The 26,835-nt window shown below is 63.0% G+C and carries 31 protein-coding genes; 25 read left to right on the forward strand and 6 right to left on the reverse strand.

Annotated features, from left to right (window positions below; all coding sequences use genetic code 11):
- Position 1: 1 nt before the first annotated feature.
- A complete protein-coding gene (locus THI_RS08485; RefSeq protein WP_013105840.1) occupies positions 2-466 on the reverse strand; it encodes an RrF2 family transcriptional regulator in 465 nt (154 codons plus the stop codon).
- 97 nt (positions 467-563) lie between these two features.
- On the opposite strand from THI_RS08485, the gene THI_RS08490 reads away from it, so the two are divergent.
- The 9 genes from THI_RS08490 to THI_RS08530 all read left to right on the forward strand — a co-directional run bounded on the left by THI_RS08490 (position 564) and on the right by THI_RS08530 (position 6,560).
- Complete coding sequence (locus THI_RS08490; protein WP_231836475.1) at positions 564-1,022, forward strand: group III truncated hemoglobin; 459 nt, start codon at positions 564-566, stop codon at positions 1,020-1,022.
- Between the two features lie 164 nt (positions 1,023-1,186).
- Positions 1,187-1,381, forward strand: a complete 195-nt coding sequence (locus tag THI_RS08495) for a hypothetical protein (RefSeq protein ID WP_013105842.1) — start codon at positions 1,187-1,189, stop codon at positions 1,379-1,381.
- Between the two features lie 8 nt (positions 1,382-1,389).
- On the forward strand, positions 1,390-1,926 hold the full coding sequence (locus THI_RS08500) for a cytochrome c oxidase subunit II (RefSeq protein ID WP_013105843.1): 537 nt from the start codon (positions 1,390-1,392) through the stop codon (positions 1,924-1,926).
- On the forward strand, positions 1,923-3,626 hold the full coding sequence (locus THI_RS08505; protein WP_013105844.1) for a cbb3-type cytochrome c oxidase subunit I: 1,704 nt from the start codon (positions 1,923-1,925) through the stop codon (positions 3,624-3,626). Before THI_RS08500 ends, THI_RS08505 begins: the two co-directional genes overlap by 4 nt.
- 4 nt (positions 3,627-3,630) lie before the next feature.
- The gene (locus tag THI_RS08510) at positions 3,631-4,296 is read left to right on the forward strand and encodes an SCO family protein (protein ID WP_064135049.1); all 666 of its coding nucleotides are present in this window, start codon (positions 3,631-3,633) and stop codon (positions 4,294-4,296) included.
- Positions 4,293-5,024: a cytochrome c oxidase assembly protein gene (locus tag THI_RS08515; protein ID WP_013105846.1), complete on the forward strand. Its 732-nt coding sequence runs from the start codon at positions 4,293-4,295 to the stop codon at positions 5,022-5,024. The genes THI_RS08510 and THI_RS08515 overlap by 4 nt, the downstream gene beginning before the upstream one ends.
- A gap of 105 nt (positions 5,025-5,129) precedes the next feature.
- Positions 5,130-5,660, forward strand: coding sequence for a hypothetical protein (locus THI_RS08520; RefSeq protein WP_013105847.1), 531 nt, complete (start codon positions 5,130-5,132; stop codon positions 5,658-5,660).
- A 175-nt stretch (positions 5,661-5,835) separates the two neighbouring features.
- The gene (locus tag THI_RS08525) at positions 5,836-6,183 is read left to right on the forward strand and encodes a c-type cytochrome (RefSeq protein WP_013105848.1); all 348 of its coding nucleotides are present in this window, start codon (positions 5,836-5,838) and stop codon (positions 6,181-6,183) included.
- Between the two features lie 11 nt (positions 6,184-6,194).
- Positions 6,195-6,560, forward strand: coding sequence for a c-type cytochrome (locus THI_RS08530; protein WP_013105849.1), 366 nt, complete (start codon positions 6,195-6,197; stop codon positions 6,558-6,560).
- Between the two features lie 56 nt (positions 6,561-6,616).
- On the opposite strand, the gene THI_RS08535 is transcribed toward THI_RS08530, so the two are convergent.
- On the reverse strand, positions 6,617-6,961 hold the full coding sequence (locus tag THI_RS08535) for a cytochrome c (protein ID WP_013105850.1): 345 nt from the start codon (positions 6,959-6,961) through the stop codon (positions 6,617-6,619).
- Positions 6,962-6,975: 14 nt separating this feature from the next.
- Positions 6,976-8,217 carry a molybdopterin-dependent oxidoreductase gene (locus THI_RS08540; protein ID WP_013105851.1) on the reverse strand — a complete coding sequence of 414 codons (1,242 nt, stop codon included), beginning with the start codon at positions 8,215-8,217 and terminating at the stop codon, positions 6,976-6,978.
- Between the two features lie 407 nt (positions 8,218-8,624).
- Here THI_RS08540 and ftsH point away from each other — a divergent pair, with 407 nt between their 5' ends.
- Positions 8,625-10,514, forward strand: a complete 1,890-nt coding sequence (ftsH, locus tag THI_RS08545) for an ATP-dependent zinc metalloprotease FtsH (RefSeq protein ID WP_013105853.1) — start codon at positions 8,625-8,627, stop codon at positions 10,512-10,514.
- A 38-nt stretch (positions 10,515-10,552) separates the two neighbouring features.
- On the opposite strand, the gene THI_RS08550 is transcribed toward ftsH, so the two are convergent.
- Positions 10,553-11,908, reverse strand: a complete 1,356-nt coding sequence (locus tag THI_RS08550) for a D-amino acid dehydrogenase (RefSeq protein ID WP_331437130.1) — start codon at positions 11,906-11,908, stop codon at positions 10,553-10,555.
- A gap of 65 nt (positions 11,909-11,973) precedes the next feature.
- On the opposite strand from THI_RS08550, the gene THI_RS08555 reads away from it, so the two are divergent.
- The 5 genes from THI_RS08555 (at position 11,974) to THI_RS08575 (ending at position 15,845) form a co-directional block, all read left to right on the forward strand.
- Positions 11,974-12,441, forward strand: a complete 468-nt coding sequence (locus tag THI_RS08555) for an Lrp/AsnC ligand binding domain-containing protein (RefSeq protein ID WP_013105855.1) — start codon at positions 11,974-11,976, stop codon at positions 12,439-12,441.
- A 114-nt stretch (positions 12,442-12,555) separates the two neighbouring features.
- Positions 12,556-13,554: an LLM class flavin-dependent oxidoreductase gene (locus tag THI_RS08560; protein WP_013105856.1), complete on the forward strand. Its 999-nt coding sequence runs from the start codon at positions 12,556-12,558 to the stop codon at positions 13,552-13,554.
- Complete coding sequence (locus THI_RS08565) at positions 13,551-13,979, forward strand: RNA-binding S4 domain-containing protein (protein WP_013105857.1); 429 nt, start codon at positions 13,551-13,553, stop codon at positions 13,977-13,979. Before THI_RS08560 ends, THI_RS08565 begins: the two co-directional genes overlap by 4 nt.
- 16 nt (positions 13,980-13,995) lie before the next feature.
- Positions 13,996-14,862: a CoA transferase gene (locus THI_RS08570; RefSeq protein ID WP_013105858.1), complete on the forward strand. Its 867-nt coding sequence runs from the start codon at positions 13,996-13,998 to the stop codon at positions 14,860-14,862.
- Positions 14,850-15,845, forward strand: a complete 996-nt coding sequence (locus tag THI_RS08575) for an alpha/beta hydrolase (protein ID WP_013105859.1) — start codon at positions 14,850-14,852, stop codon at positions 15,843-15,845. The genes THI_RS08570 and THI_RS08575 overlap by 13 nt, the downstream gene beginning before the upstream one ends.
- Here the strand turns inward: THI_RS08575 and ygfZ are convergent.
- Positions 15,821-16,774 (reverse strand): CAF17-like 4Fe-4S cluster assembly/insertion protein YgfZ, encoded by a 954-nt coding sequence (gene ygfZ / locus THI_RS08580; protein WP_013105860.1) that lies wholly within the window; start codon positions 16,772-16,774, stop codon positions 15,821-15,823. The two genes, THI_RS08575 and ygfZ, sit on opposite strands and share 25 nt — an antisense overlap.
- A 118-nt stretch (positions 16,775-16,892) precedes the next feature.
- Between ygfZ and mltG the strand changes: the two genes are divergently transcribed.
- The 6 genes from mltG to THI_RS08610 all read left to right on the forward strand — a co-directional run bounded on the left by mltG (position 16,893) and on the right by THI_RS08610 (position 21,429).
- Positions 16,893-17,891 (forward strand): endolytic transglycosylase MltG, encoded by a 999-nt coding sequence (mltG, locus tag THI_RS08585; RefSeq protein ID WP_013105861.1) that lies wholly within the window; start codon positions 16,893-16,895, stop codon positions 17,889-17,891.
- Positions 17,888-18,535: a dTMP kinase gene (gene tmk / locus THI_RS08590; RefSeq protein ID WP_013105862.1), complete on the forward strand. Its 648-nt coding sequence runs from the start codon at positions 17,888-17,890 to the stop codon at positions 18,533-18,535. Before mltG ends, tmk begins: the two co-directional genes overlap by 4 nt.
- On the forward strand, positions 18,532-19,536 hold the full coding sequence (locus THI_RS19500) for a DNA polymerase III delta subunit-related protein (RefSeq protein WP_013105863.1): 1,005 nt from the start codon (positions 18,532-18,534) through the stop codon (positions 19,534-19,536). The genes tmk and THI_RS19500 overlap by 4 nt, the downstream gene beginning before the upstream one ends.
- Positions 19,537-19,539: 3 nt before the next feature.
- Positions 19,540-19,914 carry a PilZ domain-containing protein gene (locus THI_RS08600; protein ID WP_013105864.1) on the forward strand — a complete coding sequence of 125 codons (375 nt, stop codon included), beginning with the start codon at positions 19,540-19,542 and terminating at the stop codon, positions 19,912-19,914.
- Positions 19,915-19,937: 23 nt separating this feature from the next.
- Positions 19,938-20,720, forward strand: coding sequence for a TatD family hydrolase (locus tag THI_RS08605; RefSeq protein ID WP_013105865.1), 783 nt, complete (start codon positions 19,938-19,940; stop codon positions 20,718-20,720).
- A 73-nt stretch (positions 20,721-20,793) separates the two neighbouring features.
- Complete coding sequence (locus tag THI_RS08610) at positions 20,794-21,429, forward strand: ankyrin repeat domain-containing protein (protein WP_231836477.1); 636 nt, start codon at positions 20,794-20,796, stop codon at positions 21,427-21,429.
- Between the two features lie 134 nt (positions 21,430-21,563).
- Here THI_RS08610 and THI_RS08615 read toward each other — a convergent pair whose 3' ends face one another.
- Complete coding sequence (locus THI_RS08615; RefSeq protein ID WP_013105867.1) at positions 21,564-23,828, reverse strand: arginine/lysine/ornithine decarboxylase; 2,265 nt, start codon at positions 23,826-23,828, stop codon at positions 21,564-21,566.
- Positions 23,829-23,921: 93 nt separating this feature from the next.
- Between THI_RS08615 and THI_RS08620 the strand changes: the two genes are divergently transcribed.
- From THI_RS08620 to THI_RS08635, 4 genes are all read left to right on the forward strand, one after another.
- Positions 23,922-24,398 (forward strand): NfeD family protein, encoded by a 477-nt coding sequence (locus THI_RS08620; RefSeq protein WP_013105868.1) that lies wholly within the window; start codon positions 23,922-23,924, stop codon positions 24,396-24,398.
- Positions 24,399-24,437: 39 nt separating this feature from the next.
- A complete protein-coding gene (locus THI_RS08625; RefSeq protein WP_013105869.1) occupies positions 24,438-25,343 on the forward strand; it encodes an SPFH domain-containing protein in 906 nt (301 codons plus the stop codon).
- Positions 25,340-26,164, forward strand: coding sequence for a ferritin-like domain-containing protein (locus THI_RS08630; protein WP_013105870.1), 825 nt, complete (start codon positions 25,340-25,342; stop codon positions 26,162-26,164). The genes THI_RS08625 and THI_RS08630 overlap by 4 nt, the downstream gene beginning before the upstream one ends.
- A gap of 149 nt (positions 26,165-26,313) precedes the next feature.
- On the forward strand, positions 26,314-26,826 hold the full coding sequence (locus THI_RS08635; protein WP_176140480.1) for a DUF2237 family protein: 513 nt from the start codon (positions 26,314-26,316) through the stop codon (positions 26,824-26,826).
- Positions 26,827-26,835: the final 9 nt, after the last annotated feature.

Raw genomic sequence — 26,835 nt, forward strand, 5'->3', positions numbered from 1 at the left:
GTCAGTCCGGTTTGAGATGGATCATCTCGGTTTTTCTGGTCTGCAGGGTGATGAAGTGCTGCAGCGGCGGGTGCAGGCAATCCGCCAGAGTCGAGGTATTGAGCCGCGCGTAAAACGCCTCTGCGGCGTCGCTCAGCAAGGGCCGCAGCAGGCACAACGGAGTGAGATTGCAATGGCCGCCGTCGGGGCGAAGGCATTCCACCAGGCCCTGGCCGTCTTCCAGCCAGCGCACGACATTCCCAAGAAGTATTTCTGAAGCGTCTTTATCAAGACGAACGCCACCATTGGCGCCGCGTTGATTCTGCACGTAGCCACCGGCAGCAAGACGCTGGAGCACCTTGATAAGATGCTCACGCGAGATATCAAGAATCCTCGCTAATTCTTTGCTATTTAATGATTGATCTGGGTTTTCTGCCAGCACCATCAAGGCGCGCAGTCCAAAGTCTGTGAACTGGGTCAGTTTCAATTCGTGGCTTGCCTGTCTAGTCGTGTGAAGCTATAGTGAAATTAAATAGTCCACATAAGAGGTTGTCATGACGCATCCTACCGCGAGTCGAATCACAATGCCAGAAAGCCAGCAAAGCTTGTTCAGGCAAGTGCTGGACGCAACGCCAGCCGAGATTGCGCCTGAGGATCGCCGCAGCGCTCTGGCCGAACAGCTCCGCACACAGACGGGGCTCGACGAGCGCGCCCTCGATCGCTTGGTGCGTCGGTTTTATGCACATGCCCGGCTTGATCCAGATCTCGGTCCGATGTTTGAGGCGCATGTGACCGACTGGGAGGCGCATTACGCCCGGATGGTGGATTTCTGGGCCTCGGTCGGCCTGCTTGCTGGACGCTATCACCGCAATGCCTTGCAGGCGCATCGCCCCTTGCCTCTGCACCCTGCGCACTTCGCCCGCTGGCTGGATCTGTTCGACCAGACGCTGCAGGAAGAAGTCTCACCTGCGGCACGCGCGCACCTGATGACCATTGCGCAGCGCATAGCGGCAACTCTGAACAGCCGCCTGTGTTCGCGATGACGGCAATATCAGGGTTTACCCGCGAGATTTTTACATGCAGTGACAAAAGATACACGACCTATCTGCGCAGCTTGATCCATCGCAAGCGGCTGCATAAGTTCCTGCTTATTCTGCCAACCATACATGTGCGACATTCTGTCGCATCACTCTGAGGAGAAAAACCAATGCCTGACGAGATGCCTTACCTGCCGATGCCGGTTACAGACCCTGCGGGTCGAACGCATGCGCAATCGGACATGCCGCTGCCTGACATGCAATACGCCCGGCCAATGGGGGCATGGGTCATCGTAGCCGCGCTCTTTATCGTCGTTGTCGGCTTGTGGGCGACGGTTGCGGTCTATTTCTCCATCCATGCCTGAGGCACGTCATGTCAACTTCAACTCCCGACGCCTTTGAAGATCGGTTCCATCATGTCGCGCTGCGGCACGAGCGCATCTGGATCTTCATCGCCCTGTCCCTGATCGCCGTACTGTTCATCGTGGCGGTGTGGTTCGTGGTGCACGACTACGGCCTGGTGGCCAAGACCTCGCAGTTCTACTCCAACCCCAACACACCGGCCGAAACGGCCAACTACCAGGGTTCCGGCGTGAAGCAAACCGGGCCGAACAGCTATGAGGTCTATGAAGTCGGCCGCGCCTGGAGTTGGACGCCGGGCACCGCCACGCCGCTGACCCTCCCGGTGGGCGCTCACGTCACGTTCAACGTTACCAGCGGCGATGTGATCCATGGCTTCGAAGTGCAGGGCACGAGCATCAACCTCACCGCCATTCCCGGCGTGGTGGGACATGTCAGCTACACCTTCAACAAACCTGGCACGTTCTACATCATCTGCAACGAGTATTGCGGTGCCGGCCATCAGGCCATGATCGGCAGGATCATCATCACCGGAGCAAAACAATCATGAGCGCAACCCTGAGCAACAACGCCCCGCGCATTCTGGCGACGCCGACAGCCGGTGAGATTGCCGGTGAAAAAACCATGCTGCTGGCCTTCTGGGTCACGGGTTTTCTGGCACTCGCCGTGGGCATCGCCATTGGCGTGCTCCAGAGCAGCAACTATGCCGGAATCAATCTCTATCCTTATCTCCAGCCTTTCCTCAAGTCGTACTACCAAGGGCTGACCATGCACGGCGTGCTCAACGCCTACGTGTTCACCTTTTTCACCATTTCCGGCTGGCTGATGTACCTGCCGGCGCGTGAACTCAAACTCAAGCCCAATATGGGGCTGGCCTGGTTTACTTACGCGCTGATGCTCATCGGCACGTTGATGGCGGCTTACGGTATGTTCGACAACTCGTCGAGCGTGCTCTACACCATGTACGCGCCGCTCAAGGGCAGTGCCTGGTTTTACCTGGGCATCACGCTAGTCGTGGTGGCGAGCATTCTCCCGCTGTTCGTCGTGCTGGAGATGCGGGCTCGCTGGAAGCGCGCCAATCCCGGTCAGCTCACGCCGCTGGTCACCTATATGAGCGCCACCACGCTGCTGATGTGGCTGCTCGCCGCGCTCGGCGCGGGCACCGAGGCCGTGTTCCTGCTCGATCCCTGGTCGCTCGGGATGACGCAGACCATCGATCCGTTGCTGGCCCGCACCTTGTTCTGGTGGACCGGCCACCCCATCGTGTATTTCTGGCTGATGCCGGGCTATGTCTCCATCTATGCGTTGCTGCCACGGCAGGCAGGAGGGAAACTGATTTCGGACCCGCTGGCCCGTCTGGCCTTTTTGCTGCTGTTCGTGTTCTCCTTGCCGGTGGGCACCCACCATCAGTACACCGATCCGGGCATCTCCCCGGTGATTAAAGGGATCGTGACGGCGCTGACGCTGTCGGTTGCGATTCCCAGCCTGATCACCGCCTTCACCATCGCGCTCAGCCTGGAATACGGCGGACGTCGTCGCGGCGGCAAAGGGCTGATGGGCTGGTGGACGGCCTTGCCCTGGAAAGACCCCTCGGTGGCCGCGCAGGTTCTGGCGCTGGTGAGTTTCATCTTCGGCGGAGCAGGGGGCATCGTCAACGCCAGTTGGCAGCTCGACAACGTGGTGCACAACACCCTGTGGATTCCGGCGCACTTTCACCTCACCGTGGGCACCATGACCACCCTTGTCTTCATGGGCGTGAGTTTCTGGCTGCTGCCGCACCTGACCGGCCGCAAACTCTACAGCTCGAAACTTGCCCTCTGGAGCGTGTGGCTGTGGTTCCTCGGCCTGATGACCTGGGGCTTCGCCGGACACTGGGCCGGCATGGACGGCGTGCCGCGACGCGCCTGGGTCTCGTCCTTGCCGCATGATCAATACATGCAACTTTATGGCGCAGTGCATCCGGCGCTCATCATCGTGGGCATAGGCGGCGTCATTGCAGCCCTCGGTGCGGTTCTCTACTACATCGTGTTCTTCGGCACCTTGTTCGGCCAGAAAGACTCCAAGGCGATGGTCGAGATTCCGTTCACCGAGTACATCACCAGCAGCGAGGGCTCCTTGCTGGCGCGCGTGGCCGAACCGCTGGGCCTTTGGACGCTGATCACCTTTGTCATCACTCTGGCGGTCTATATCCCCGTGTTCTGGCCCATGCTCACCCATCCGATCCACGCGCCGGGCTTCGTGCTCTGGTGATCGGATGAAGGGAGTCGGCATTGCATCCCCAGCCACCCCGCTGCAACCGCAGCGAGGCGGCTGGAAGGATTCGGCGCGGCGGGCGGCGCTGGTCTCCGCCCTGCTGTTGGCTGCGGTCTGGGCCTGGTCACATTTCCAACAACACTCCGCGGCTCTCCATGGATCTCCGCTCAAACCCGTCCCGGCGCCTTCGCTGTCTGGATTCACGGACACCCAGGGCAGGGCGTTCTCCTGGACGCGTGAACGCGGCCGGGCGGTGCTGGTGTTTTTCGGCTACACGCACTGTCCCGATGTCTGCCCGCTCACCCTGGCCGCATTGGCGCAAAGCCTGGAACGACTCGGACCGCTGCGCAAACAGGTGCGCGTGGTGTTCGTCACCCTCGATCCAGCGCGCGACACGGCGCCGGTGCTGCGCGCCTATCTCGATGCCTTCCTGCCGGACACCATCGGCTTGCGAGCTGCTATGCCCGCGGTGCGCGTCTCTGCGCGGCAATGGGGCATTACCTGGCGGCGCGTCGATACGGCGGACGGAGCCTACTGGATCGATCACACCGCGGCGGTCACCCTGGTTGGACCAGACGGGCGATTGGTCGCGCGATATGGCTACGGACAACTCACAGATCCCTCCTGGCTTGCAGACGACTTGCGCACCGTCCTGGAGCGCGGATGACAAGCACTTGGCCGCTCGCGGCATGGGCGGGATGGTTCGTATTGGCCGGCCTGGCGCTGGCGGGCTACAGCCTGGCCGCTTGGCGCGGGCGCTGGCCATGGTGGCGGGTGATGGTCTTTGCGGTCGGCTGCGCGCTGACGCTGCTTTGCACCTGGGGATTGAACAACCCGCTGGCCTCGATGACGGGCTACACCATCGCCTTGATGACCCTGGGTCAGATCGTGTCGCCGCTGCTCCTGATCGGATTTCCTCCGCAGGTACGCGCGCAATGGCGCGCACCAAGGCAGAGTTGGTGGAGCCTCTGGGTGCTCGACGCCTGGGTCGCAGCGGCGGTGTTCATCATTCTGACCCTGGGAGTGAATCTGCCCGGCGTGTTCAACACCGCGCTCGCCAACGCCTTCTTTTCCGGCCCGATCGGCCTGTTTCTGCTGCTCTCCGGGTTGATGTTCTGGGCGCAGTTGCTGCCGGGTTGCACCAGCATTGCCCATCGCTGGATTGTCGGCATCTACGGCTGGCTGGGCAGTCTGCCGATGATGATCATCGCAGCAGTCTGGGTGTGGAGCGGCCATGTGCTCTACACCCCTTACCTCGACGTGCTGTGCCTGTGGAACCTCAGTCCGCTGGACGACCAACACTACGCCGGGCTGGTGATGTTCATTGCCGGATTGCCGCTGCAACTGCGCGCGGCATGGCTGCTCATCATGCCGGGCGAGGAGGAGCCAAGCTGATGCGCCCCTGTGCTGCAGCCCATCGCCGCCATCGGGCAATTCCCGATCGGCACATGCGGCCGAGCTGTCTATGCTCTCCCCGGTATTCCCCGTGGAGACCCGCACATGCTCGCGATTCCGACCATCAATATTGCCTCAGGCCAGCCGCCGTCTCTTGCGTCTGTACGCAGCGCCTGCCGCAAGATGAAACTTTGCATCGCCGCGTCCTACGCGGTTCTTGCCTATTTCATCGCCCGCAGCCTGATTGCGCTGGGTCAGTCGCACATGCGCAGCACGCCCGCTGCGCTGGGCGTCGGCAGCCTGCTGGCGATCGTCAAAGATCTTGGGATCATCGCGCTGCTCCTGGGCGCCGCCTACGCGTTGTATCGCTCGCTGACGATCTACCAAAGCCTGCGCTTGTGCGACGACAGCAAGATCTGCCGCGTGGTCTACGCCGTCTGCCGGGTCAATCCCGCGGCGGATCGCTACCGCATCGCGGTTTTGCACAGTGGCAGGGGGTTCCTCACTGCCGAGATCGACGGATTTTTCAGACTCTGCCCGCCCGAGCTCTGGACTCAGAGCTGGCCCCAGGATCTCAAGGCCAGAATCCAGTCGCCCGAGCCATTGGCCGTCATGGCAAAGCTCACGGCAGAGTAACGCAGCCCTTTCGCTGGCTGCAACCCGATCCCCGCGCCGCACCCACCCTGCACGCACTGCCCGCAGTCGCGCGGGAGCGGTGTTCCGCGCGCCGTTCATGCCCCCATCTTTGTCATAGGAGTTGCCGCAGCGCAATTCCACACTGTCCCTCATGCACACCCATTCAGGACTACTCATGAAACATCATTCAATTGGTCTGATTTTGATGACTTTTTTTCTCGCCGCCAGCGCGCAGGCGCAAACGCCTGCGGGCAACGCCGCCGCAGGCAAGTATGAATCCTCCATGTGCGAAGGCTGCCATAACGCCGCTCACGGCGGCTTCAAAACCGATTTCCCCGAGGTGTACCGCGCGCCCAAACTCAACGGGCAAAGCGCCGCCTACATCGCGCAGTGCCTGGAGGATTACCGCAGCGGCGCGCGCCGCAACCCGACGATGAAAGCCGTGGCCGACATCCTGACTCCGCAGCAGATCGCCAACCTGTCGGCGTATTACGCCGTTCCCAAAAATCAAAGCGTCAAGTGAGGAGCACACATATGAAACGACTGACTGCATCGCTGGCTGCGGCAGCCACAGCCCTGGCTTTTGCTGGCGCGGCCCATGCCGCCGACCTCAAAAAGGGGGAAGAACTGGTGAACAAAGGCGGCTGCATTGCCTGCCACGGCGCCGGTCTCGACAAGCCCATCGCCCCCAACTACCCCAAGCTGGCCGGGCAATATCAAAGCTATCTGTTCCACGCCCTGCAGCAATACCAGGCCAAGCACCAGACCCCGCTGTATGGCCGCAACAACGCCATCATGAGCGGCATGGTGGCGCAGTACAACACGCAAGACCTGCAGGACATCGCGGCCTATATCGCCAGCCTGAAGGGCGATCTCTACATCCGCGACGAAATGCATTGAAATTCAGTGATCTGCGTGCAGCGGGCCCGTTGACCTGAGCCCGCTGCGCACATGCCCTATTTCTTGCCTTTGATGCTATCGAGATAGTCGGCGATCACGGGCACCTGGTCCTCGGGAATCGGCGCCTTGAACGCATTTTTCATTTTGTTGACCTCGACCAGCCAGGCGGCTTTGGGCAGATCGGGTTGATTCATCACCATGCCCACCGAGTGGCACATCAGGCAATAGGTATTGGCGGCCTTGGCACCAGGACCATCACCCGGAAATACGCGGGTGCTGCTGGGCAGCGCAATGGTCTGGGTCTTGAGGGTGAGTGCGTGCGCGGGTGCTGCGGCGCATGCGCCGAAAATCAGTGCGGCGCCCAGGGCGCGCAGCGTGGCGCCGGTCGTGCTCTTAGTCATGTGTGTTCTCCCTTTCAAACGGCTATCAGCCGGGTGGACTCGACGACGTTGCGCATGAAACCACCGGGGTTCCAGTTGGGCGTCATGGGCTGCTGCAGGCCGTCCGTATTGGTGCAGCGAACCATCACGGTCTGGTCGCCCTTGGCAAACTTGAGATGTGTGTTCCATTGACGGAAGCTGAACTTGCCGTAGTCACGTCCGAGTTCGGTCGCCGTCCAGGTCTTGCCGCCGTCGATCGAGACGTCGACCGCCTTGACGCCGGTATCGCCCCCGAAAGCGATGCCGCGCACCAGTTCCGGACGACCGGCACCGACTGACGCGCCGTCCTTCAGATTGGTGATGAAGGATCGCGGCACCATGCGGTTGATGGGCACGAACTTCACACCCTGCTCCCCCGGAGTCATATTGGCCTGCGGCCAGTTGTCGGGAATGGTGTAGGCCGGCTTCATCCAGAAATTGGTGTCTTCCTCGTTGAGAACGCGCACGTGCTGCAGCATCTTGGTCCAGTAGATCGCATACCAGCCCGGCACCACGAGACGGAAGGGGAAGCCGTTGAGCAGCGGCAGCGCCTGGCCGTTCATTTCCCAGGCGATCATCACGTCGCCATCCCGCGCGTGATCCACAGACAGCGACTTTTTCAGATTCGGCGCCGTCGCCACGACCGGACGCTCGGAACCCTCGAACTGCACCTGCACCGCACCGGCCTTGACGCCCGCGGCATCGAGCACGTCCTTGAGCCGCACGCCGACCCAGCGCGCATTGCCCATCGCGCCATTGCTCCATTCGCCACCGGGCACGCGGGGCTGGAAATAGCCGCGGGAATTGCCCGAGCACTGATTGACCGCCGCCAGTTCGACATGTTTGAAATGCTTCATCAGGTCGAACACGGTGAACTCCAGCACCTTGTCCACATGGCCGCTGATCCGCACCTTGTGGGTGTGCGGGTTCATGGTCGTGGGAATGTCCGCCCAATGCCAGCGCACATAGAACTGATCGACCGGCGTGAAGACCCCCTTGTCGAACACTGACCAGGGTGTTTCCAGCAGCGGCGGGCGGGTGCGCTGCAGAATCATCTCGCCTTTGCCAGGGAATGCCGTCGTGAGCTGGCGCTCATCGGGGCCGCCCGGAAGCGGCAGTCTGGTCATCTCCGCGGCCAGGCTGGTGCGGACGAGCGTCAAAGCGCCCAGCCCGGCAGCGGCAGTTTGCAAAAAATGCCGCCGCGCCTGCGTGTCAGGGTTGTAGTCGGTCTGTTTCATGCCATTCCTCCTCGGTGTTATGGACAGACGCGTCGCATTTCGTCGCGTCATGTTGTGATTTATAACCAAGCGAGCAAGGCCTGAATAATGAATTAAACCTGTTGATCAAAGGAATTATTTTGATGAAAAATCAGCGAAGCACCGATATATTCTTTCGAACATATTAAATTTCTAACATATTGAATATCCAGGGGAAATTTCACAGACGTGGAGAGTATTTTGCAATATTCGAATGAAATAAAATAGATTTTTATATAGCGTTGCGTTCCAGTGCAAAAAACAGTCGTACTTTGTCGTTTTTATTACATTTTGTCTTTCATAGAAATAGAACCTGAAGATCGAGACCGCCAGCGTGCGCGCCCCTATCAACAGGCTATGCTTGTCGCAACATGCGCGAGGAGAGCTCCATGACAGACGAACAGAACCCGCCGCCGTCCGGGGGCGGGAAAAACCGGCCCAAGATCAATCCCAAGACGCAGGTGCATCTGGGCTATTGGCTGCTGGCCATTGCCTTGATGTTCATGGTGCAAAGTCTGTGGTCGTCTTACAGCAATGTGCAGACGGTGCCGTACAGCGAGTTCCAGACCTATCTCAAAGAAGGCAGGATCAAGGACGTGGTGATCGGCGGCCAGACCATCACCGGCACGCTGAAATCGCCCGATGCCAATGGCAAGAGCCTGGTGGTCGCGGTGCGCGTGGAGCCGCAGCTCGCCAGTGAGTTGCAGAAGTACGGGGTGACGTATTCGCAGCAATACACCGACACCTGGCTCTCCGACATTCTCTCGTGGGTGTTGCCCGCGCTGATCTTCGTCGGGCTATGGTTTTTTCTGGTGCGCAAGTTTGCCGACAAGGCCGGGAGTATGGGCATGGGGGGTTTCATGTCCATCGGCAAGAGCCGGGCGAAGGTTTATATGGAAAACCGCACCGGGGTGACTTTTGCCGACGTCGCCGGGGTGGACGAAGCCAAGGCCGAGCTGGAAGAAGTGGTCGATTTTCTGAAGAACCCCGTCGAGCACAGCCGCCTCGGCGCCCGTGCGCCCAAGGGCGTGCTGCTGGTGGGGCCGCCCGGCGTAGGCAAGACGCTGCTGGCGCGCGCCGTGGCCGGGGAGGCCGGGGTGCCGTTTTTCTCCATCAGCGGCTCGGAATTTGTGGAGATGTTCGTCGGCGTGGGCGCGGCGCGGGTGCGCGACCTGTTCGAGCAGGCGCGGGAAAAATCGCCGGCCATCATTTTCATCGACGAGCTCGATGCGCTGGGCCGCGCCCGCAGCGCCGCGCCGTTCGGCGGCGGGCACGATGAAAAAGAGCAGACGCTCAATCAGTTGCTGGTCGAACTCGACGGCTTCGACTCCACCTCGTCCATTGTGATTCTCGCGGCCACCAACCGGCCGGAGATTCTCGATCCCGCCCTGCTGCGCGCCGGGCGATTTGACCGACAGGTGCTGGTGGAGCGGCCCGACAAGGTAGGGCGGGTGCAGATTCTCAAGGTGCATGCGGTCAAGATCCGGCTCGATCCCAGCGTCGATCTGGAGCAGGTGGCAGCGCTCACGCCCGGGTTCTCCGGCGCCGATCTGGCCAATCTGGTGAACGAGGCGGCCTTGCTGGCCACGCGGGAAAACGCGCGCACCGTCACCTTGTCGCACTTTACCCGCGCGGTCGAGCGCATCGTCGCCGGGCTGGAAAAGCGCAACCGACTGCTCAACCCGAAAGAGCGCGACATCGTGGCGCATCACGAAATGGGGCATACGCTGGTGGCGATGAGCCTGCCGGGCAGCGATGCGGTGCACAAGGTGTCCATCATTCCGCGCGGCATCGGCTCGCTGGGCTACACCATCCAGCGGCCCACCGAAGACCGCTATCTGATGACCCGAGAAGAGTTGAAAAACAAGATGACCGTGCTCATGGGCGGGCGGGCCGCCGAGCATCTGGTGTACGGGCATTGGTCAACCGGCGCGGCGGACGATCTGGCGAAAGTCACCGACATCGCCCGCAGCATGGTGACGCGCTACGGCATGGCCGAAAAGCTCGGCGGCGTCAGTCTGGAAGAAACCCAGCAGCCTGTGCCGGGCATGCCGGGCCTTCCGCCGCAGCACGAATACAGCGAACAGACCGCGCGGGAAATCGATTGCGCTGTGCGCGATCTGGTGAATGACGCCTTCAACCGTGCGCAAGACATTCTGCAACGCGAACGCGCCGTGCTGGAGGAGGGCGCGCGGCAACTGCTCGCGAAGGAAACCCTGAGCGAAGCCGATCTCAAGGCGCTGTTCGCACCGCTGGCCGCTGCGCAGACCCAGGCTTAGGGCGTTCCCAGGCGCAGGCCGTTGCGGCCGCAGTTTGCTCAGGCGTGGCTGGAATGCAGCACTTTGGGCGGCGTGGCCGGGCGGTCGTAGCGCTCGATACCCAGTCCGGCGATGCTGATCTCCGGCTTGCGGTTGAGCACCAGATCACTCACGACCCGCCCTGAGCCGCAGGCCATGGTCCACCCCAGGGTGCCGTGGCCGGTGTTGAGGTAGAGGTTGGGATAGCGCGTGGCGCCGACGATGGGCGTGCTGTCGGGCGTCATCGGGCGCAGGCCGGTCCAGAAGGTGGCAGCGGCGAGGTCGCCACAGGGGAACAGGTCACGGGTGACCATTTCCAGCGTTTCGCGCCGACGCGGGTTGAGCCGCAGATCAAATCCGCCCAGCTCCGCCATGCCGCCCACGCGGATGCGTTGATCGAAGCGGGTGAGGGCGATTTTGTAGGTTTCGTCCAGCACGGTGGACCGCGGCGCGAGCGCCTCGTCGGTCAACGGCACGGTGAGCGAATAGCCCTTGACCGGATAGACCGGCAGATCGAGGCCCAGCGGCGCCAGAAAGTCGCGGGTGTAACTGCCCAGCGCCAGCACATAGCGATCCGCGGTGAGGACGGCGCCCCCCGCCTGTACGCCAGTGATGCTCTGGCCATCGCTCGACAGTCCGCGGATCGTCTGGCCGAACTCGAATTTCACGCCCAGTTCGCGCGCCGTCTCACCCAGACGGGTGGTGAATATCTGGCAATCCCCGGTTTCGTCGTGCGGTAGGCGCAGGCCGCCGACAAGCCGGTCGCGGGCGTGCGCCAGACCGGGCTCGACCTGGGCGAGCTGGTCGCGGTCGAGCAGTTCGTAGGGCACGCCGCATTCTTCGAGCACGGTCACGTCGCGCTGCACCGCATCGAGTTGCGCCTGGCTGCGAAACACCTGCAGCGTGCCGCCGGTGCGCTGCTCGTAGGCGATGCCGGTTTCCGTGCGCAGCTCTTGCAGGCTAGCGCGGCTGTACTCGGCCAGACGCATCATGCGCTCTTTATTCACCGCATAGCGTTCGGCGCTGCAGTTGCGCAGCATTTGCGCCATCCAGTGCAATTGCCACAGCGTGCCGTCTGGGCGAATCGCCAGCGGCGCGTGGCGCTGAAACATCCACTTCACCGCCTTGAGCGGAATGCTGGGCGCTGCCCAGGGCGTGGAGTAGCCCGGCGATACCTGGCCGGCATTGGCGAAGCTGGTTTCCATCGCGCAGGCGTTTTGGCGGTCGATCACCGTCACTTCCGCGCCGGCCTTGGCGAGGTAGTACGCCGTGGTGGTTCCGATCACGCCGGCGCCGAGAACGATGACTTTCATGGCAAACACCTGTTTAATAACTAGATGGGCGAAATTTAGTCGGTCACCAGCAAAAAAATTCATTGTTTTTTTGGTATTTCACAGTGAAAATCGCTGAAACCGCTTCCTCTTTTGGTGCGCCAGCCGCCATGTACGAACTCGATCGCATCGACCGCCGCATTCTGGATCTCCTGCAGCGCAACGGCCGCATCTCCATGACCGATCTGGCCAGCGAAGTCGGGCTGTCGGCCTCGCCGTGTACCGAGCGGGTCAAGCGCATGGAGCGTGCCGGGGTGATCACCGGCTACAACGCCCGCATCAACCCGGAGGCGCTGGGCAAGACCCTGCTGGTTTTTGTGGAAATCAAACTGGCGTCCAAGTCGGGCGATGTGTTCGACCGCGTGCGCCAGGAGTTGCTGCACATGCCCGACGTGCTGGAATGTCACCTCGTTTCGGGCAGCTTCGACTATCTGGTGAAGTTCCGCCTGCGCGGCATGAAGGAATACCGCCATCTGCTGGGAGACATTCTCAAACGGCTGCCGGTCTCGGCCGAGTCGCATAGCTATGTGGTGATGGAAGAGATCAAGGAAAGTCTGTATTTGCCGACCGACCGATAGCGCGCTCTCCGGAGTGACGCATCGAGATCGTGGTGGCAGCAAGACAGATCACGCAGCCATCGGCGTCATAGGCCCCGGCCTGCAAGACGCGCGCATCCGCCGCAAAATGCGCTCATGCACTCTCTGAAAAACATCGCTTTATCTCTGCTCGATCTTGTCGCCGTGCGCGAAAACGGCACCGTAGCCGAGGCGCTGCAGATCGCCCTGCGCACCGCGCAACATGCCGAAGCACTGGGATTCAAACGGTACTGGTTGGCCGAACATCACAATCTGGCTGGCGTGGCCAGTTCGGCCACGGCGGTGCTGGTGGGTTATGTGGTCGGCGGCACGCAACGCATCCGCGTGGGGTCGGGGGGCGTCATGCTGCCCAATCACGCGCCGCTGGTCGTGGCCGAAGCCTTTGGCACCCTCGCCGAGCTGTATCCGGGGCGCATCGACCTGGGTCTTGGACGCGCGCCGGGCACCGATCCGCTGACCATGCGCGCCCTGCGCCGCGACCGCATCGAGCGCGAAGAAGACTTTCCGCGCGATGTGGCCGAGCTGCAGCATCTGCTCGCTCCGGCCGAGCCCGGTCAGCGTCTGGTCGCCATGCCCGGTGCGGGAACACAGGTGCCCATCTGGCTGCTGGGCTCCAGCCTGTTTTCTGCGCGGCTTGCGGCGCAGCGGGGGTTGCCTTATGCCTTCGCCTCGCACTTCGCGCCGCGCTTGCTGCATCAGGCGCTGGAGTTGTATCGGCAAGAGTTCCGGCCTTCGCCCGCGCTGGCGCGTCCCTACGTCATCATCGGCGTGCCCCTGATCGCCGCGCCAACCGACGAAGAGGCGCAATTTCTCGCCAGCAGCACCTATCAGCGCGTGCTGGGCATTCTCACCGGGCAGCGCGGCCGACTGCCGCCGCCGGTGGCGCACTATCTGGAACAGCTTCACCCGCAGGAGCGCGCCGCGATTCAAGACTTTCTCGCTGCCGCCGTCATCGGCAGCCCCGAGACGGTACGGCAGGGCTTTGCCGCGCTGGCCGAGTCTACGCAAGCGGACGAATTCATGCTGGTCTGCGATGTGTTTGATGCACCGCTGCGGCTGCGCGCGCTCGACATCGCCGCGCAAGCGATGACATGAGCGCCAAGGCGCGTTCCACACCCGCCACGTCGGCAGCCGCCGCATCGCAGCGCCTCGACAAATGGCTTTGGGCGGCGCGCTGGTGCAAGACGCGCGCGCTCGCGGCTTCGCAATGTGAACTGGGCCGCGTGTGGGTGAACGGCGCTCCGGCGAAACCGGCCAAAGAGGTGCGCATCGGCGATGTGCTGGTGATTCAGCAGGAGCGAGAGCGCCGGGAAGTGGAGGTGCTGCAGGTTGGCTTGCAGCGGCAGTCCGCACCGCTGGCGCAAGCCCTGTACCGCGAGACCGAGGCCAGCCGCCTACAGCGCGAAAGGCAGGCCGAGTTGCGGCGCTTGAGCCCGGAGCCGGAAGCGGTGCGTCAGGGGCGACCGAGCAAACTCGATCGCCGGGAGTTGCAGCGTATGCTCGACAGCAACCTCGATTGAGCCACCCTTGCAACCCATGCCGGACACCGCACGTCTCTACCCCCGTCATCCCCGAAATTACAAGCCGCTGAGTGGCGTACGCATCGTCACTCTGGCGCTCAACCTGCCGGGCCCGGCCGCCGCTGCCCGCCTGCGCGCGCTGGGCGCCAAGGTGCTGAAAATCGAGCCGCCCGGCGGCGATCCGATGGCGCAGATGTCGCCCGCGCTCTACCGCGCCATGCACATGGCAGTGCCGGTGCGCAAGCTCGATCTGAAAACCGCCGAAGGCCAGACGGCGCTGCACGAACAGCTGCAACAAAGCGATCTGCTGCTCACAGCGTTCCGCCCCGCAGCGCTCAAGCGGCTGGGGCTGGACCGGCGCAGTCTGGCCGCGCGCCATCCCCACCTCAGCGCCGTGTTCGTCGTCGGTTATCCGGGGGCGCAGGGGCAGCTGCCGGGGCATGATCTCACCTTCCAGGCCGAGGCAGGGCTGATCGATGCCGCGAAGCCGCCCGCCACGCTGCTGGCCGACATGACGGGTGCGCTGCTGGTGAGCGAGGCCGCCCTGGGCGCGCTGCTGCACCAACGCGCGCAGGGCAGGGGCGCGATGCTGGACATTGCGCTGTCCGACGCGGCCGGTTTTGTCGCCGTGCCCCGCGCGCTGGGCATGACCGCGCCGGGGCAACTGCTCGGCGGCGCCTTGCCCGAATATGGCGTCTATGCCTGTGCCGACGGGCTGGTGGCGATTGCGGCGTTGGAGCCCCACTTCAAACAGGCGCTGGCGCTGGCGGCGCAAGGGGCGACGCACCGCGCCATCGCCCGCTGGTGCAAATCGCACACCGCCGCGCAGCTCACCGCGCTGGCGCAGCAACACGATGTGCCGCTGTGGGCATGGACGACCTGAAGCCCCAAGGCCCGCCCGAGGCCGACCTCACGCCGCGCATGCGCGAACTGCTGCAGCGCATTGCTCGTGCGGGGCAGCCTGCGTTTGAGCAACTCACCCCGGCAGCCGCCCGCGCGGCCTATGCGCGCATGGCCGAAGTGCTCGACTTTCCCCCGGCCGACCTGCCGCTGTGCGACACGCTCGATTGCCCGAGCCGCGATGGCGAGCGCCTCACGCTGCGCCGCTACGCCCCCCGGCTGGCTGACTGGCAGGCGCCGCAACCCGCCTTGCTCTACTTGCACGGCGGCGGCTTTGTCATCGGCAGCGCGGCCACGCACGATGCGCTGTGCCGCCAACTCGCCCTTCGCTCAGGCTGGATGGTGCTGTCGCTCGATTACCGGCTCGCCCCGGAACACCGCTTTCCCACCGCATTCAACGACAGCTGGGATGCGCTGCAATGGCTGCACACCCACGGCGAGATGCTCGGCGTGGACACGCACTGCCTCGCCGTCGGCGGAGACAGCGCCGGAGGCACGCTGGCTGCGGCCTGCGCCCTGGCGGCACGCGACGCCGCGCTGCCGCTGGCCTTGCAACTGCTGTTTTATCCCGGCATGGGTTGCGGGCATGAAACGCTGTCGCAACAGCGCTATGGGCACGGCTTTTTGCTCGACCGGGAACAGATCGACTGGTTTTTCGGACACTACCTGCGCGACCCGCGCGATGGCGCCGACTGGCGTTTTGCCCCGCAACTGGCGACTCAACACCAAGGCGTGGCTGCGGCGTGGATCGCGGTTGCCGGCTGCGATCCACTACGCGATGAGGGCCTGGCCTACGGCGCGTTGTTGCGCCACGCCGGGGTGAAGGTCGAGATGACGCAATGGCCGGGTGTCACTCACAATTTCATCAAAATGAGCCGGGCCTTGCCCGAGGCGGTGCAGGCGGTGGCAGCCGCCGCGCTGGCGCTACGGAAGGCGCAGGCTCAATCGGGCGCGGTGAGCGCGTAGGGCAGGGCGCCCAGCTTCAGTTCGGGGCCTTCGGCGCTGCCCAGATGCAGGCCCGGCTGTTCGGCGAGGGCGATTTTCAGCTCGGCCAGCGCCCACCACACGCCAGCGGCATCGGCCGCGGCATTCACCACCACGCCACAGGGCTGGCCGGGATCGGCCGCGTGCACCAATTCCTGCCCCGGCTGCATGGCGGCCGGGCCGCTCACCACGTACATGCGCCGCTTGAGGGTGCCACGGTATTGGCTGCGCGCCACCACTTCCTGCCCCGGATAGCAGCCCTTTTTGAAATTCACCCCGCCGATCAATTCAAAGTTGAGCATTTGCGGCACAAATAACTGCTGCGTCGCAGCGGTGAGGTGCGGCAGCCCTGCGCGAATATCCTGCAGCGCCCACTCAGACGGCGACAGCGCGGGCAATGCGGCAAGCTCTGCCCGCAGCGCAGCCTGCTCGGCCTGCGTAGCTTGATCCCGCTCGGTCAGCAGCACGCAGCGCACCGCTGAGCCCGCTTGCGGCAGGCGCAGCAAAAGCGCGCCGCTTTCCAGCCTTCGCACGCCCCAGGGCTGGGCGGGGGGGGTGAGCGAGGCCGGATAGTCGGCGGCGGTATCGCCCAAGAGCCCGTGCCGCGCCCACTGCGCGCTGGCGTCGTCGAGGGTGCATTTCAGGCGCAGCACAAACATCCGCAGGCGTTGCAGTGCGGCGGCGGCAATCGAGACGTCGAGCAGCAGGCCGATCTGCTCGGGCGCCAGGCGCACCGCGATGAAGTCGGCCAGCATCCGCCCCTGCGGGTTGAGCAGCGCGGCCAGTCGCGCCTGCTCGTCCGGCCAATGCTGGAAATCCTGGCTGAGTTGGGCATGAAGCAAGTCGGCGCCCTGCGGCCCCGAGACACGCAAGAGGGAGAGTTGATCGAGAGGACAGGAGAGCAGAGGCATGAGCGGCTGATGGTTAAGCCCCCTGGAATGGGGGTTCGGCTAGGCTAGTATAGGAAGCTTACCCGCCACCGGCGCGCGGCGGTCCGCGCCCCGGCGGCAACTTCCCTCCACTTGCAACGTGCGTTTTCTGCGAAAACTCCTTCTTCTCGGTTTAATCGCTCTGGCCTTGGCGGCCGGGGCGTTTGTCTGGTGGGCCAACCAGCCCATCGCTCTGCGCGAGAGCCCGCTCGACTTTTCGGTGCGTCCCGGAAGTTCCGCCCTGTCGGCGGCGCAACAGATCAGGGCGCAGGGCGCCGACCTACAGCCGCGCCTGTTCTATTGGCTGGCCCGTCTGAGCGGGCGCGGTACGGAACTCAAGGCCGGCAGCTACGAAATCAGCACCGGCATGACGCCGTGGGTGTTGCTCGAACGTATGGCGCGCGGCGATCAGACGCTGCTCTCGGTCACCATTCCCGAGGGCTGGACTTTTGAGCAGATGCTGCAGTGGCTGGCGAAGGCACCCGGTCTGCAGCATGACGTGGGCGATCTCACCCCTGAGCAGATCATGCAGCGCATCGGCGCTCCGGCGCAGACGCCGCCCGAGGGTGAGTTTTTCCCCGATACCTATCTGTATGCGCGAGGCTCGTCAGAGCTGGACGTGCTGCGCCGCGCCTATCAGGCGATGCAAAAACGCCTGGCCGCCGCGTGGGCGCAGCGCGCGCCCGATCTGCCGCTGAAAACGCCGCAGCAGGCGCTCATTCTGGCTTCGATCATCGAGAAAGAAACCGGCAAGCCGTCTGATCGCGAAAAAATCGCCGCCGTGTTCATCAACCGTCTGCGCGCGGGCATGCCGCTGCAGAGCGATCCCACCGTGATCTACGGCATGGGCGCGCGCTACAACGGCAATATCACCAAACGTGACCTGCAAACGCTCACGCCCTACAACACCTACATCATCAACGGCCTGCCGCCCACGCCCATCGCGCTTCCGGGCGAGGCGTCGCTGCAGGCGGCATTGCATCCCGCGCCGATCAAGGCGCTGTATTTCGTGGCTCGTGGCAACGGCGCCAGCCAGTTTTCCGACACGCTTGCCCAGCACAACGCGGCTGTGGCGCGTTACATCCTCAAGACTCCATGAGCGCACTCAATCCCTACCGTCCCGGCCTGTTCATCTCTCTCGAGGGCATCGACGGCGCCGGCAAATCGACCCAGTTGCAGACCGTGGTCGATGTGCTACGTGCAGCCAACCGCCAGGTCATGCTCACCCGCGAGCCGGGCGGCACCGAAATCGGCGAAAAAATCCGCGAACTGCTGCTGCACGAGACCATGCGCCCGGCAACCGAAGCCCTGCTGATGTTCGCGGCGCGGCAGGAGCATGTGCTGCGTGTCATCGAGCCGGCCTTGCTGGGCGGCACCGACGTGGTTTGCGACCGTTTCACCGCGGCGACGCTCGCTTATCAGGGTGGCGGCAAGGGCATTCCCACCGAGCGGCTCGAAGCCCTGGCCCGCTGGGTGCATCCGGGGTTGTGCCCGGACTGCATCATCCTGATCGATGTGCCGCCCGAGGTGGCCGCGCAGCGTCTGGAGCAGACGCGGCAGCGCGACCGTTTCGAGCAGGAAAGCGTTGATTTTTTTGCCCGGGTACGCGCCAACTACCTGCAACAGGCCGCCAGTTCGCCCGAAAAATGGCGTGTGATCGATGGCACGCAAACCCCGGAAGCGGTACAAAAAACCATCACAGGTTACTTGAACAAAGTTTTACAAGAGTTTGATTCAAAATGAATTCTGCCTGGCTGATCCACGCGCCGCAGGGTTATGGCAAATGGCTGCTGCTGCAGCGCACGGCTAACGCGCTGCTGTGCGAATCGCCCCAGTCGCTCGCAGCCTCCGAGCGTGAGGCGGCCCGGCTTCCTGCTGTCCTGTCTACTTCCAAGGCCTGTGGGCACTGCGCCAGTTGCGCGCTGCTGGCGGCGGGCACGCACCCCGATTTACTGATCGCAGCGCCCGAGGCGATGTGGCCCGAACTCGGCCTGAACCCGTCTGAAGAGGCCGCGCCGCGCTCCGAAACCAAGACGGCGAGCCAGGAGATCCGCATCGAGCAGATCCGCCGCCTCAACGACTGGTCGGTGAGCACCAGCCACCGCGGCCGCGCCAAGGTGGCGCTGATCTATCCGGTCGATGCGCTTAATGCGGCCGCGGCCAACGCGCTGCTCAAGACCCTCGAAGAACCGCCGGAAGACGTGCAGTTTCTGCTCGGCGCCCACCGGCTCGACGCCTTGCTGCCCACGATTCGCAGCCGCTGTCGCCTGGCGGCGCTGCCGCGCCCGGGGGCTGCCGAGGCGCAGCAACAACTCGGCGGGAAGACGGTGGCGGCGGGGGCGCAGCAGGCCGTGCTGGCTTGGAGCCAGGGTGCGGTCTATCAGGCCAACCCGGCGCTGGGGCTGGAATGGGCCGAAAGCCTGTTGGACGCCTTGTCGCGCCAAGCCGCCCGTCCGCAGTCGTCCACCCTGCCGCCGCCGCCCGATCAGGCGGCTGGCGTCGCAAGCCTGCTGAAAATCGGCAGCGATCTGCAGCGCGTGCAGGTTGGCGCACCCCCGCTTTATCTGCCGCAAAAATTGCCAGCTCTGACCGCACTCGCCCAGCGCATCGCACCGCTGAAACTGGCTGATGCCTTGGACGGCTGGCGCCAGAAACAACGGCTGGCGGGTTTTCCATTGCACCAGGCACTCGCCAGCGATGCACTGCTCCTAGAATTTGCCCAGATTTTCTCCCGAGGAGATTGATTCATGGCTACCGCACCCCGCGCCGCAAGCGTTGCCGCCAACAAGCCCCGCGTCCTTCAGTTGGCCATCAAGGAAAAACCGGCGCTGTATGCCTCGTACATTTCCTTCTTCCCCGAGGGCGGCATTTTTGTGCCCACGCCGCACGAGTATCGACTGGGGGAGGGCGTTTATCTGCTGCTCACCATTGTGGACGACCCGCAGCGCTATCCGGTCGAAGGCAAAGTCGCCTGGATCAACCCGGCCAATGCCGCCAACCACCGCCCGCAGGGCATCGGCGTGCGTTTTCCCGCCGACGACAAGGCGCGGCACCTGAAGGTGAAAATCGAAGAAGCGCTGGGCGCCGCAGAGGCCAGCGGCAAGCCGACCAACACTATTTGATGCCGCCCGAAATACCGCTTGAAATGACCGCTGCACTGACCGATTCTCACTGCCACTTGGCCTATCCGGGCCTGGAAGAACGCCTCGACGACGTGCTTGCGCATATGCACGAAAAAGGCGTGACGCGTGCGCTCAACATCTGCACCACGCTCGAAGAATTCGACGCGGTGCACGCCATCGCACAGCGTTACCCCGGGGTTTGGGCCTCTGTGGGGGTGCACCCCGACAACGAAGGCGTGCGCGAGCCCGCGGTTGAAGACCTCACGCGCCTGGCTCAATTGCCGCGCGTGGTCGGCATCGGTGAAACCGGGCTCGACTATTTCCGTCTGGGCGAGCGCACCGTGGCTGAGATGGAATGGCAGCGCGAGCGCTTTCGGGTGCATATTCGCGCCGCCATGCAGCTCGACAAACCGCTGATCATTCACACCCGCGCCAGCGCCGAAGACACCCTCGCCATTCTGGCCGAGGAAGGGCAGGGACGTGCGCGGGGCGTGATGCATTGCTTCACCGAAAACTGGGAGGTCGCACAGCGCGCCCTCGATCTGGGCTTCTACATATCCATCGCGGGCATCGTCACTTTCAAGAACGCCCAGGCGCTGCACGATGTGGCGGTACAAATTCCGGCCGACCGCTTACTGATCGAAACCGATAGCCCGTATCTGGCCCCCATGCCGCACCGCGGCAAGACCAATGAACCGGCCTACGTGAGTTACGTCGCCGACTATCTGGCCGAATTGCGCGGCGTGGATCGGGAGGCGCTGGCAGAACAGACCAGCGATAATTTCACCCGGCTATTTCTACAATAAATCATAGTGTTAAGAATAATAATTAAGGTGTTTTATGAATAGAGCTCGGCGCCAATTTCTCCAATCTACCGCCGTGGCCGCGCTGCTCGCGGGCTCGGGTGGTTGGGCTTACGCCGGGGCTTACACCGACTTTTTCCGCGCCGTCAATATCGACGACGTGGGCGCCGTGCGCAGTCTGCTGGCGCAGGGTTTCGACCCGAACGCGGTGGACAGCAAAGGCAATTCGGCGCTGTATCTGGCGCTGCGCTACAACTCACTCAAGGTCGCCAAGGTATTGATCGATGATCCGCATATTCATCTCAATTACCTGAACCCGTCCGACGAAAATGCGCTGATGATCGCCTGCCTTCAGGGCGATCTTGGCATCGTCAAGCTTATGGTCGAAAAAGGCGCGGAAATCAACAAACCGGGCTGGACGCCGTTGTCTTATGCCGCCACCCGGGGGCGTACCGAAGTCGTCAAGTATCTGCTCGAACATTCCGCCTACATAGACGCCGCCGCGCCCAACGGCTCCACGCCGCTGATGATGGCTGCGTATTTTGGCTATGACAGCACGGTGAAGCTGCTGCTGGAAGAAGGCGCCGATCCGAAGCTCAAAAATGCCATGGGCTACACCGCGCTGACCTTGGCAACCCAAATGAACCACAAGGACATCGCCAACATGATCGCCAAGGCGCTGGGCAAGGATAGACCACAGGGCTCCTGGTAAGAGCGCCATTCCAGCCTCGTGGCTGGGCATCAATTAGAGAACATATGTGCATTATGTTAAGTAAACGACACGACCTCATATCGAGAGATTGACGGCGGCCCCTCTCGAAGCCGCCGCCGGTAGAAAAAGCTGTTTCAGTCCGGGTTGCGCACGCAGTCCACGAAATAGCGTTTGTTTCCGCTGGCGTCGGTTTCAGTCACCAGTCCATGCACGTCGGTGGCGAATCCCGGAAAGCGCAGGTTGAAATCGCGGGCGAACTTCAGGTAGCGCATGATGGGCGCGTTGAAGCGCTCGCCCGGAATGAGCAGCGGAATGCCCGGTGGGTACGGCGTGACCAGCGCTGCGGTGATGCGACCTTCGAGCTGGTCGATCTCCACCCGCTCGATGTCGCGGTGCGCCATCTTGGCGTAGGCGTCGGTCGGCGTCATGGCCGGCTGCAAATCGGAGAGATACATCTCGGTGGTCAGACGGGCCACGTCCTGCTCACGATAGGCTTCGTGGATCTGCTGACACAGATCGCGCAGACCGATGCGCTCGTAACGCGGATTCTGCGCCACGAATTCGGGCAGGATGCGCCACAGCGGCTGATTGCGGTCGTAGTCGTCCTTGAACTGCTGCAGCGCCGTGACCAGGGTGTTCCATCGGCCCTTGGTGATGCCGATGGTGAACATGATGAAAAAGCTGTAGAGCCCGGTCTTTTCGACAATCACCCCATGCTCGGCCAGAAAGCGGGTGACGATGGCAGCCGGGATGCCAGTGGCGTCGAAATCGCCGTTGATGTTCAGCCCCGGCGTGACGATGGTCGACTTGATCGGGTCGAGCATATTGAAGCCATCGGCCACGGCGCCGAAGCCGTGCCAGTCGTCGGTGGCGTGCAGCAGCCAGTCGTCGCGCTCGCCGGTGCCCTCCTCCGCCAAGCCGTTCGGCCCCCACACCTTGAACCACCAGTCCTGTCCGTAATCGGCGTCGACCTTGCGCATGGCGCGGCGGAAGTTCATGGCCTCCAGAATGCTTTCTTCGACCAGCGCGGTGCCGCCCGGCGGCTCCATCATCGCCGCGGCCACATCGCACGAGGCGATGATGGCGTACTGCGGCGAGGTGGAGCTGTGCATCAGATACGCCTCGTTGAAGCGATGGAAATCGAGCTGCTGGTTTTGCGCGTTCTGCACCAAAATCTGCGAAGCTTGGCTCAGGCCCGCCAACAGCTTGTGGGTGGATTGCGTGGCGAACACCATCGCTTCCTTGGTGCGCTCGCGGTCGGGGCCGATGGCATGCATGCCGCGATAGAAGTCGTGGAAACAGGCGTGCGGCAGCCAGGCTTCGTCGAAATGCAGGGTGTCGATGTGGCCATCGAGCATCTGCTTGATGGCATCGACGTTGTAGAGCACGCCGTCGTAGGTGGACTGGGTGATGGTGAGCACCCGCGGCTTGATTTTGCCGACGAGATGCCGCGTGAGCGGATTCTCGGCAATCTTGCGGGCGATGTTGTCCGGGTGGAACTCGGCCAGCGGAATCGGCCCGATGATGCCGTAATGATTGCGCGTCGGCGTGAGGAACACCGGCAGCGCACCAGTCATGATGATGGCGTGCAGGATGGATTTGTGGCAATTGCGGTCCACCACCACCACATCGCCCGGCGCTACCGTGCTGTGCCAAACCATCTTGTTCGAGGTGGACGTGCCGTTGGTGACGAAAAACAGGTGATCGGCGTGGAAAATGCGCGCCGCGTTGCGCTCGCTCGCCGCCACCGGGCCGGTGTGGTCGAGCAACTGGCCCAGCTCATCCACCGAGTTGCACACGTCCGCGCGCAGCAGGTTTTCGCCAAAGAACTGGTGGAACATCTGCCCCACCGGGCTCTTCAGGAAGGCGACGCCACCGGAATGCCCAGGGCAATGCCAGGAGTAGGAACCATCGGCGGCGTAGCCGACCAGGGCACGAAAGAATGGCGGCGCCAGCGAGTCCATGTACGAGCGTGCCTCGCGGATGATGTGCCGCGCCACGAACTCTGGCGTGTCCTCGAACATATGGATGAAGCCGTGCAGTTCGCGCAGGATGTCGTTGGGAATATGCCCCGAGGTGCGCGTTTCGCCGTAAAGGTAGATGGGAATCTCGGCGTTGCGAAAGCGAATCTCCTCGATGAAGGCGCGCAGGTTGTGCAAAGCCTTCGGTTCCACGCCCTCCTCCGCGGTGGCGAATTCCTCATCGTCGATAGAGAGAATGAACGCGCTCACCCGACTTTGCTGCTGCGCGAAGCTGGAGAGATCGCCGTAGCTGGTCACGCCCAGCACCTCCATGCCCTCCTTCTCGATGGCCTGCGCCAGCGCACGAATGCCGAGGCCGGACGAGTTTTCCGAGCGGAAGTCTTCGTCGATGATGACAATGGGAAAACGAAAGTGCATGACGGCTCCGACGCGGAAGGGATAAAGTGCGAGAGTGTAGGAAATCCGTGTGAAGCGCCCTGCTTCGCGCCATCAATATTGGGAGCACCCGAGATGGACAACCCGACCGCCTGGTGGATTCTGGCCGGTTTTTTTGTCGCGATGGAACTGGTCAGCGGCACCTTCTATTTGCTCATGCTGGCCGTGGGTGCCGTGGCCGGCGCTCTGGCGGCGCATGCCGGGCTGCCCATGCCCTGGCATTGGGTGGCGTTCACCGTGGTGGGCGGCGGCGCGGTGATCGCGTTGTATCTGACCCGGCGTATTTTCGGTAAACGCACCGCCGCCGATGTGCGGCACGACAACCTCGATCTCGGTGCCACGGTCGATGTGTCCGCCTGGTCGGCAGACGGCGTGGCGCGGGTGCATTACCGGGGTTCGGACTGGTCTGCGCGGCTGCTGCGGCGTGGCCCACTACAAACCGGCCCGCACCGCATTGCCGGGCAAGACGGCAATGTGCTGCTGATCGAACCGCTGCCCGCCGCACAAGCCGTGCCATCGCTCGACACGAATGCACAACATAATCCGGGCTGACGCGCGTAGCCCGCTTTGATCAACCCAAGGGAGTCTTTCATGGAAATCGCCATCATCCTGGCCGTCATCGCCGTGCTGTTCGTCAGCCGCGGCATCAAGATCGTGCCACAGCAAAACGCCTGGATTCTGGAGCGTCTCGGCCGCTACCACTCCACCCTGCAACCGGGGCTGAACATCATCATTCCCTTCATCGACAGCGTGGCCTACAAACACTCGCTGAAAGAAATTCCGCTCGACGTGCCCAGCCAGATCTGTATCACCAAAGACAACACCCAGCTCACCGTGGACGGCGTGCTGTATTTCCAGGTGACCGACGCCATGCGTGCCAGCTATGGCTCGTCGAACTACATCGTCGCCATCACCCAACTGGCGCAGACCACGCTGCGCTCGGTGGTCGGCAAGCTCGAACTCGACAAGACCTTCGAAGAACGCGAGTTCATCAATCACAGCGTGGTGAATTCTCTCGACGATGCCGCCGCCACCTGGGGCGTGAAGGTGTTGCGCTACGAAATCAAGGATCTCACCCCGCCCAACGAAATCCTGCACGCCATGCAGCGCCAGATTACCGCCGAGCGTGAAAAGCGCGCCGTGATCGCCACCTCGGAAGGTGCGCGTCAACAGGCCATCAACGTCGCCGAAGGCGAGCGCCAGGCCTTCATCGCGCGATCTGAAGGGCAGAAGCAGGCGGCCATCAACAATGCGCAAGGCGAAGCCGCCGCCATCGAGGCCGTGGCCGACGCCACCGCGCACGCGCTGGAAGTCGTGGCCAATGCCATTCAAAAACCCGGCGGCGCCGAAGCCGTGCAGCTCAAGGTCGCCCAGCAAGGTCTGGACACTTATGCCAACCTCGCCAAATCGAGCACCACCCTCATCGTGCCTGGAGACATGAGCCAGGCCGCCGGCCTCATCGCCTCGGCCATGACGGTGCTGAAGAAAACACAGTGAGTGCGCCCATCTCTTCCAGCTCGGCGCGCCAGGCCGCATTGGCCGCACTGATCGAGCCCGACCCGGCGCACAAGGTTAAGCTGGCGCTGGCCCTGCGCGACGATCTGCACCAAGGGCGGGTGAGCATCGATCCGACCAGCTGTGTGCAGACACCGCCAAACGCCGCCCTCCCCGGCCGCCCGGAAAAGCCTGAACTGATCCCCGCGCAACAGATGCCCCGCCGCAACCCGCGCGACCCCAAGGGTCACGCCGCCCTGCTGCACTCCATTGCGCACATCGAGTTCAACGCCATCAACCTCGCCCTCGATGCTGTGTGGCGTTTTCAGAATTTGCCCGAAGATTTTTACCGCGACTGGATTCGCGTGGCCGCCGAAGAAGCCGAGCACTTCACTCTGCTGCGCAATCACCTGCGCGGTATCGGTGCTGAATACGGCGACTTCCCCGCCCACAACGGCCTGTGGGATATGGCCGAAAAAACCGCTGGCGAAGTTCTGGCCCGCATGGCGCTGGTGCCGCGCACCCTCGAAGCCCGGGGGCTGGACGTGAACCCCAGCATTCGCGCCAAGCTGGCCGCCGCTGGCGATGCGCGTGGCGCGGAAATTCTCGACCGCATTCTGGCCGACGAAATCGGCCATGTTGCCATCGGCAACCGCTGGTATCACTGGGCCTGCACCCAGACGGGCCGCAACCCCCTCACCGCGCACGACGAACTGGCCGCCGCTTTCGACGCCCCGCGGATCAAACCTCCGTTCAATCGCGACGCACGGCTGCAGGCGGGGTTCAGCACTGAAGAGCTAGCCCAGCTTGAGCGCGCGATCTAGCGCCTGCTCGCTTCGCCTGCTGACGGGCGCAAAAACGCTCCGTGCACGGCCCTGGCTAATTGGGTACGCGACGTCAAATCCCCCTCACAACGGATGAGGGCACTCACAGCGCCATATTCTTGAGCCTCGTTTGGGTTCGGAGAAGAGTTTTGGCAACCATCACCGCGCACTACCGTCGTTTTTTTGCGTCCAGCATTGCATGCCTTGGTACGGTCTTGATTTCAACCTCCGCGTTTGCGCAAACGCCCAATAAGTCTGAAGCCGATCCGGCCTTGCTCAATGTCCTGAATCAGCCTTTGCAATCTTGCAGCCAGGCTCCACAGACGGGATATTTGCGCAACGGCTACTGCGCCGTGACAGCACAGGACGCTGGAGTGCATGGCGTGTGCGCTTTGATGGACGCGCAGTTCCTCGCATACACAAAATCGCAAGGCAATGATCTGTCCACACCCAACCCAAAACTGCGCTTCCCCGGCTTGAAACCCGGCGACCACTGGTGCGTCTGTGCTGGGCGCTGGCAGCAAGCACTTGACGCCGGTGTGGCACCCAAGGTTGTTCTTGCTGCGACGAGCAAGGACGTGCTGGACTCTTTATTTCTGGACGATCTGGCCAAGCATGCGGTAAACCCGCCCGCCCATTTGCCGCCCCCTCAGCTTCCGTAGGGTGTGGCA

This window comes from Thiomonas arsenitoxydans (assembly GCF_000253115.1).
GTDB lineage: Bacteria > Pseudomonadota > Gammaproteobacteria > Burkholderiales > Burkholderiaceae_C > Thiomonas > Thiomonas arsenitoxydans.

Coding starts and splice junctions, on each gene's coding strand:
- ygfZ (WP_013105860.1), bottom strand. CDS start 16,774: ATGCCTCTGCTCTCCTGTCCTCTCGATCAACTCTCCCTCTTGCGTGTC.
- THI_RS08525 (WP_013105848.1), top strand. CDS start 5,836: ATGAAACATCATTCAATTGGTCTGATTTTGATGACTTTTTTTCTCGCC.
- THI_RS08615 (WP_013105867.1), bottom strand. CDS start 23,828: ATGCACTTTCGTTTTCCCATTGTCATCATCGACGAAGACTTCCGCTCG.
- THI_RS19500 (WP_013105863.1), top strand. CDS start 18,532: ATGAATTCTGCCTGGCTGATCCACGCGCCGCAGGGTTATGGCAAATGG.
- THI_RS08570 (WP_013105858.1), top strand. CDS start 13,996: ATGCCGGACACCGCACGTCTCTACCCCCGTCATCCCCGAAATTACAAG.
- THI_RS08510 (WP_064135049.1), top strand. CDS start 3,631: ATGAAGGGAGTCGGCATTGCATCCCCAGCCACCCCGCTGCAACCGCAG.
- THI_RS08535 (WP_013105850.1), bottom strand. CDS start 6,961: ATGACTAAGAGCACGACCGGCGCCACGCTGCGCGCCCTGGGCGCCGCA.
- THI_RS08625 (WP_013105869.1), top strand. CDS start 24,438: ATGGAAATCGCCATCATCCTGGCCGTCATCGCCGTGCTGTTCGTCAGC.
- THI_RS08575 (WP_013105859.1), top strand. CDS start 14,850: ATGGACGACCTGAAGCCCCAAGGCCCGCCCGAGGCCGACCTCACGCCG.
- THI_RS08550 (WP_331437130.1), bottom strand. CDS start 11,908: ATGAATTTTTTTGCTGGTGACCGACTAAATTTCGCCCATCTAGTTATT.
- THI_RS08555 (WP_013105855.1), top strand. CDS start 11,974: ATGTACGAACTCGATCGCATCGACCGCCGCATTCTGGATCTCCTGCAG.
- ftsH (WP_013105853.1), top strand. CDS start 8,625: ATGACAGACGAACAGAACCCGCCGCCGTCCGGGGGCGGGAAAAACCGG.
- THI_RS08515 (WP_013105846.1), top strand. CDS start 4,293: ATGACAAGCACTTGGCCGCTCGCGGCATGGGCGGGATGGTTCGTATTG.
- THI_RS08530 (WP_013105849.1), top strand. CDS start 6,195: ATGAAACGACTGACTGCATCGCTGGCTGCGGCAGCCACAGCCCTGGCT.
- THI_RS08600 (WP_013105864.1), top strand. CDS start 19,540: ATGGCTACCGCACCCCGCGCCGCAAGCGTTGCCGCCAACAAGCCCCGC.
- THI_RS08540 (WP_013105851.1), bottom strand. CDS start 8,217: ATGAAACAGACCGACTACAACCCTGACACGCAGGCGCGGCGGCATTTT.
- THI_RS08500 (WP_013105843.1), top strand. CDS start 1,390: ATGTCAACTTCAACTCCCGACGCCTTTGAAGATCGGTTCCATCATGTC.
- THI_RS08520 (WP_013105847.1), top strand. CDS start 5,130: ATGCTCGCGATTCCGACCATCAATATTGCCTCAGGCCAGCCGCCGTCT.
- THI_RS08560 (WP_013105856.1), top strand. CDS start 12,556: ATGCACTCTCTGAAAAACATCGCTTTATCTCTGCTCGATCTTGTCGCC.
- THI_RS08565 (WP_013105857.1), top strand. CDS start 13,551: ATGAGCGCCAAGGCGCGTTCCACACCCGCCACGTCGGCAGCCGCCGCA.
- THI_RS08490 (WP_231836475.1), top strand. CDS start 564: ATGCCAGAAAGCCAGCAAAGCTTGTTCAGGCAAGTGCTGGACGCAACG.
- THI_RS08620 (WP_013105868.1), top strand. CDS start 23,922: ATGGACAACCCGACCGCCTGGTGGATTCTGGCCGGTTTTTTTGTCGCG.
- tmk (WP_013105862.1), top strand. CDS start 17,888: ATGAGCGCACTCAATCCCTACCGTCCCGGCCTGTTCATCTCTCTCGAG.
- THI_RS08605 (WP_013105865.1), top strand. CDS start 19,938: ATGACCGCTGCACTGACCGATTCTCACTGCCACTTGGCCTATCCGGGC.
- THI_RS08505 (WP_013105844.1), top strand. CDS start 1,923: ATGAGCGCAACCCTGAGCAACAACGCCCCGCGCATTCTGGCGACGCCG.
- THI_RS08495 (WP_013105842.1), top strand. CDS start 1,187: ATGCCTGACGAGATGCCTTACCTGCCGATGCCGGTTACAGACCCTGCG.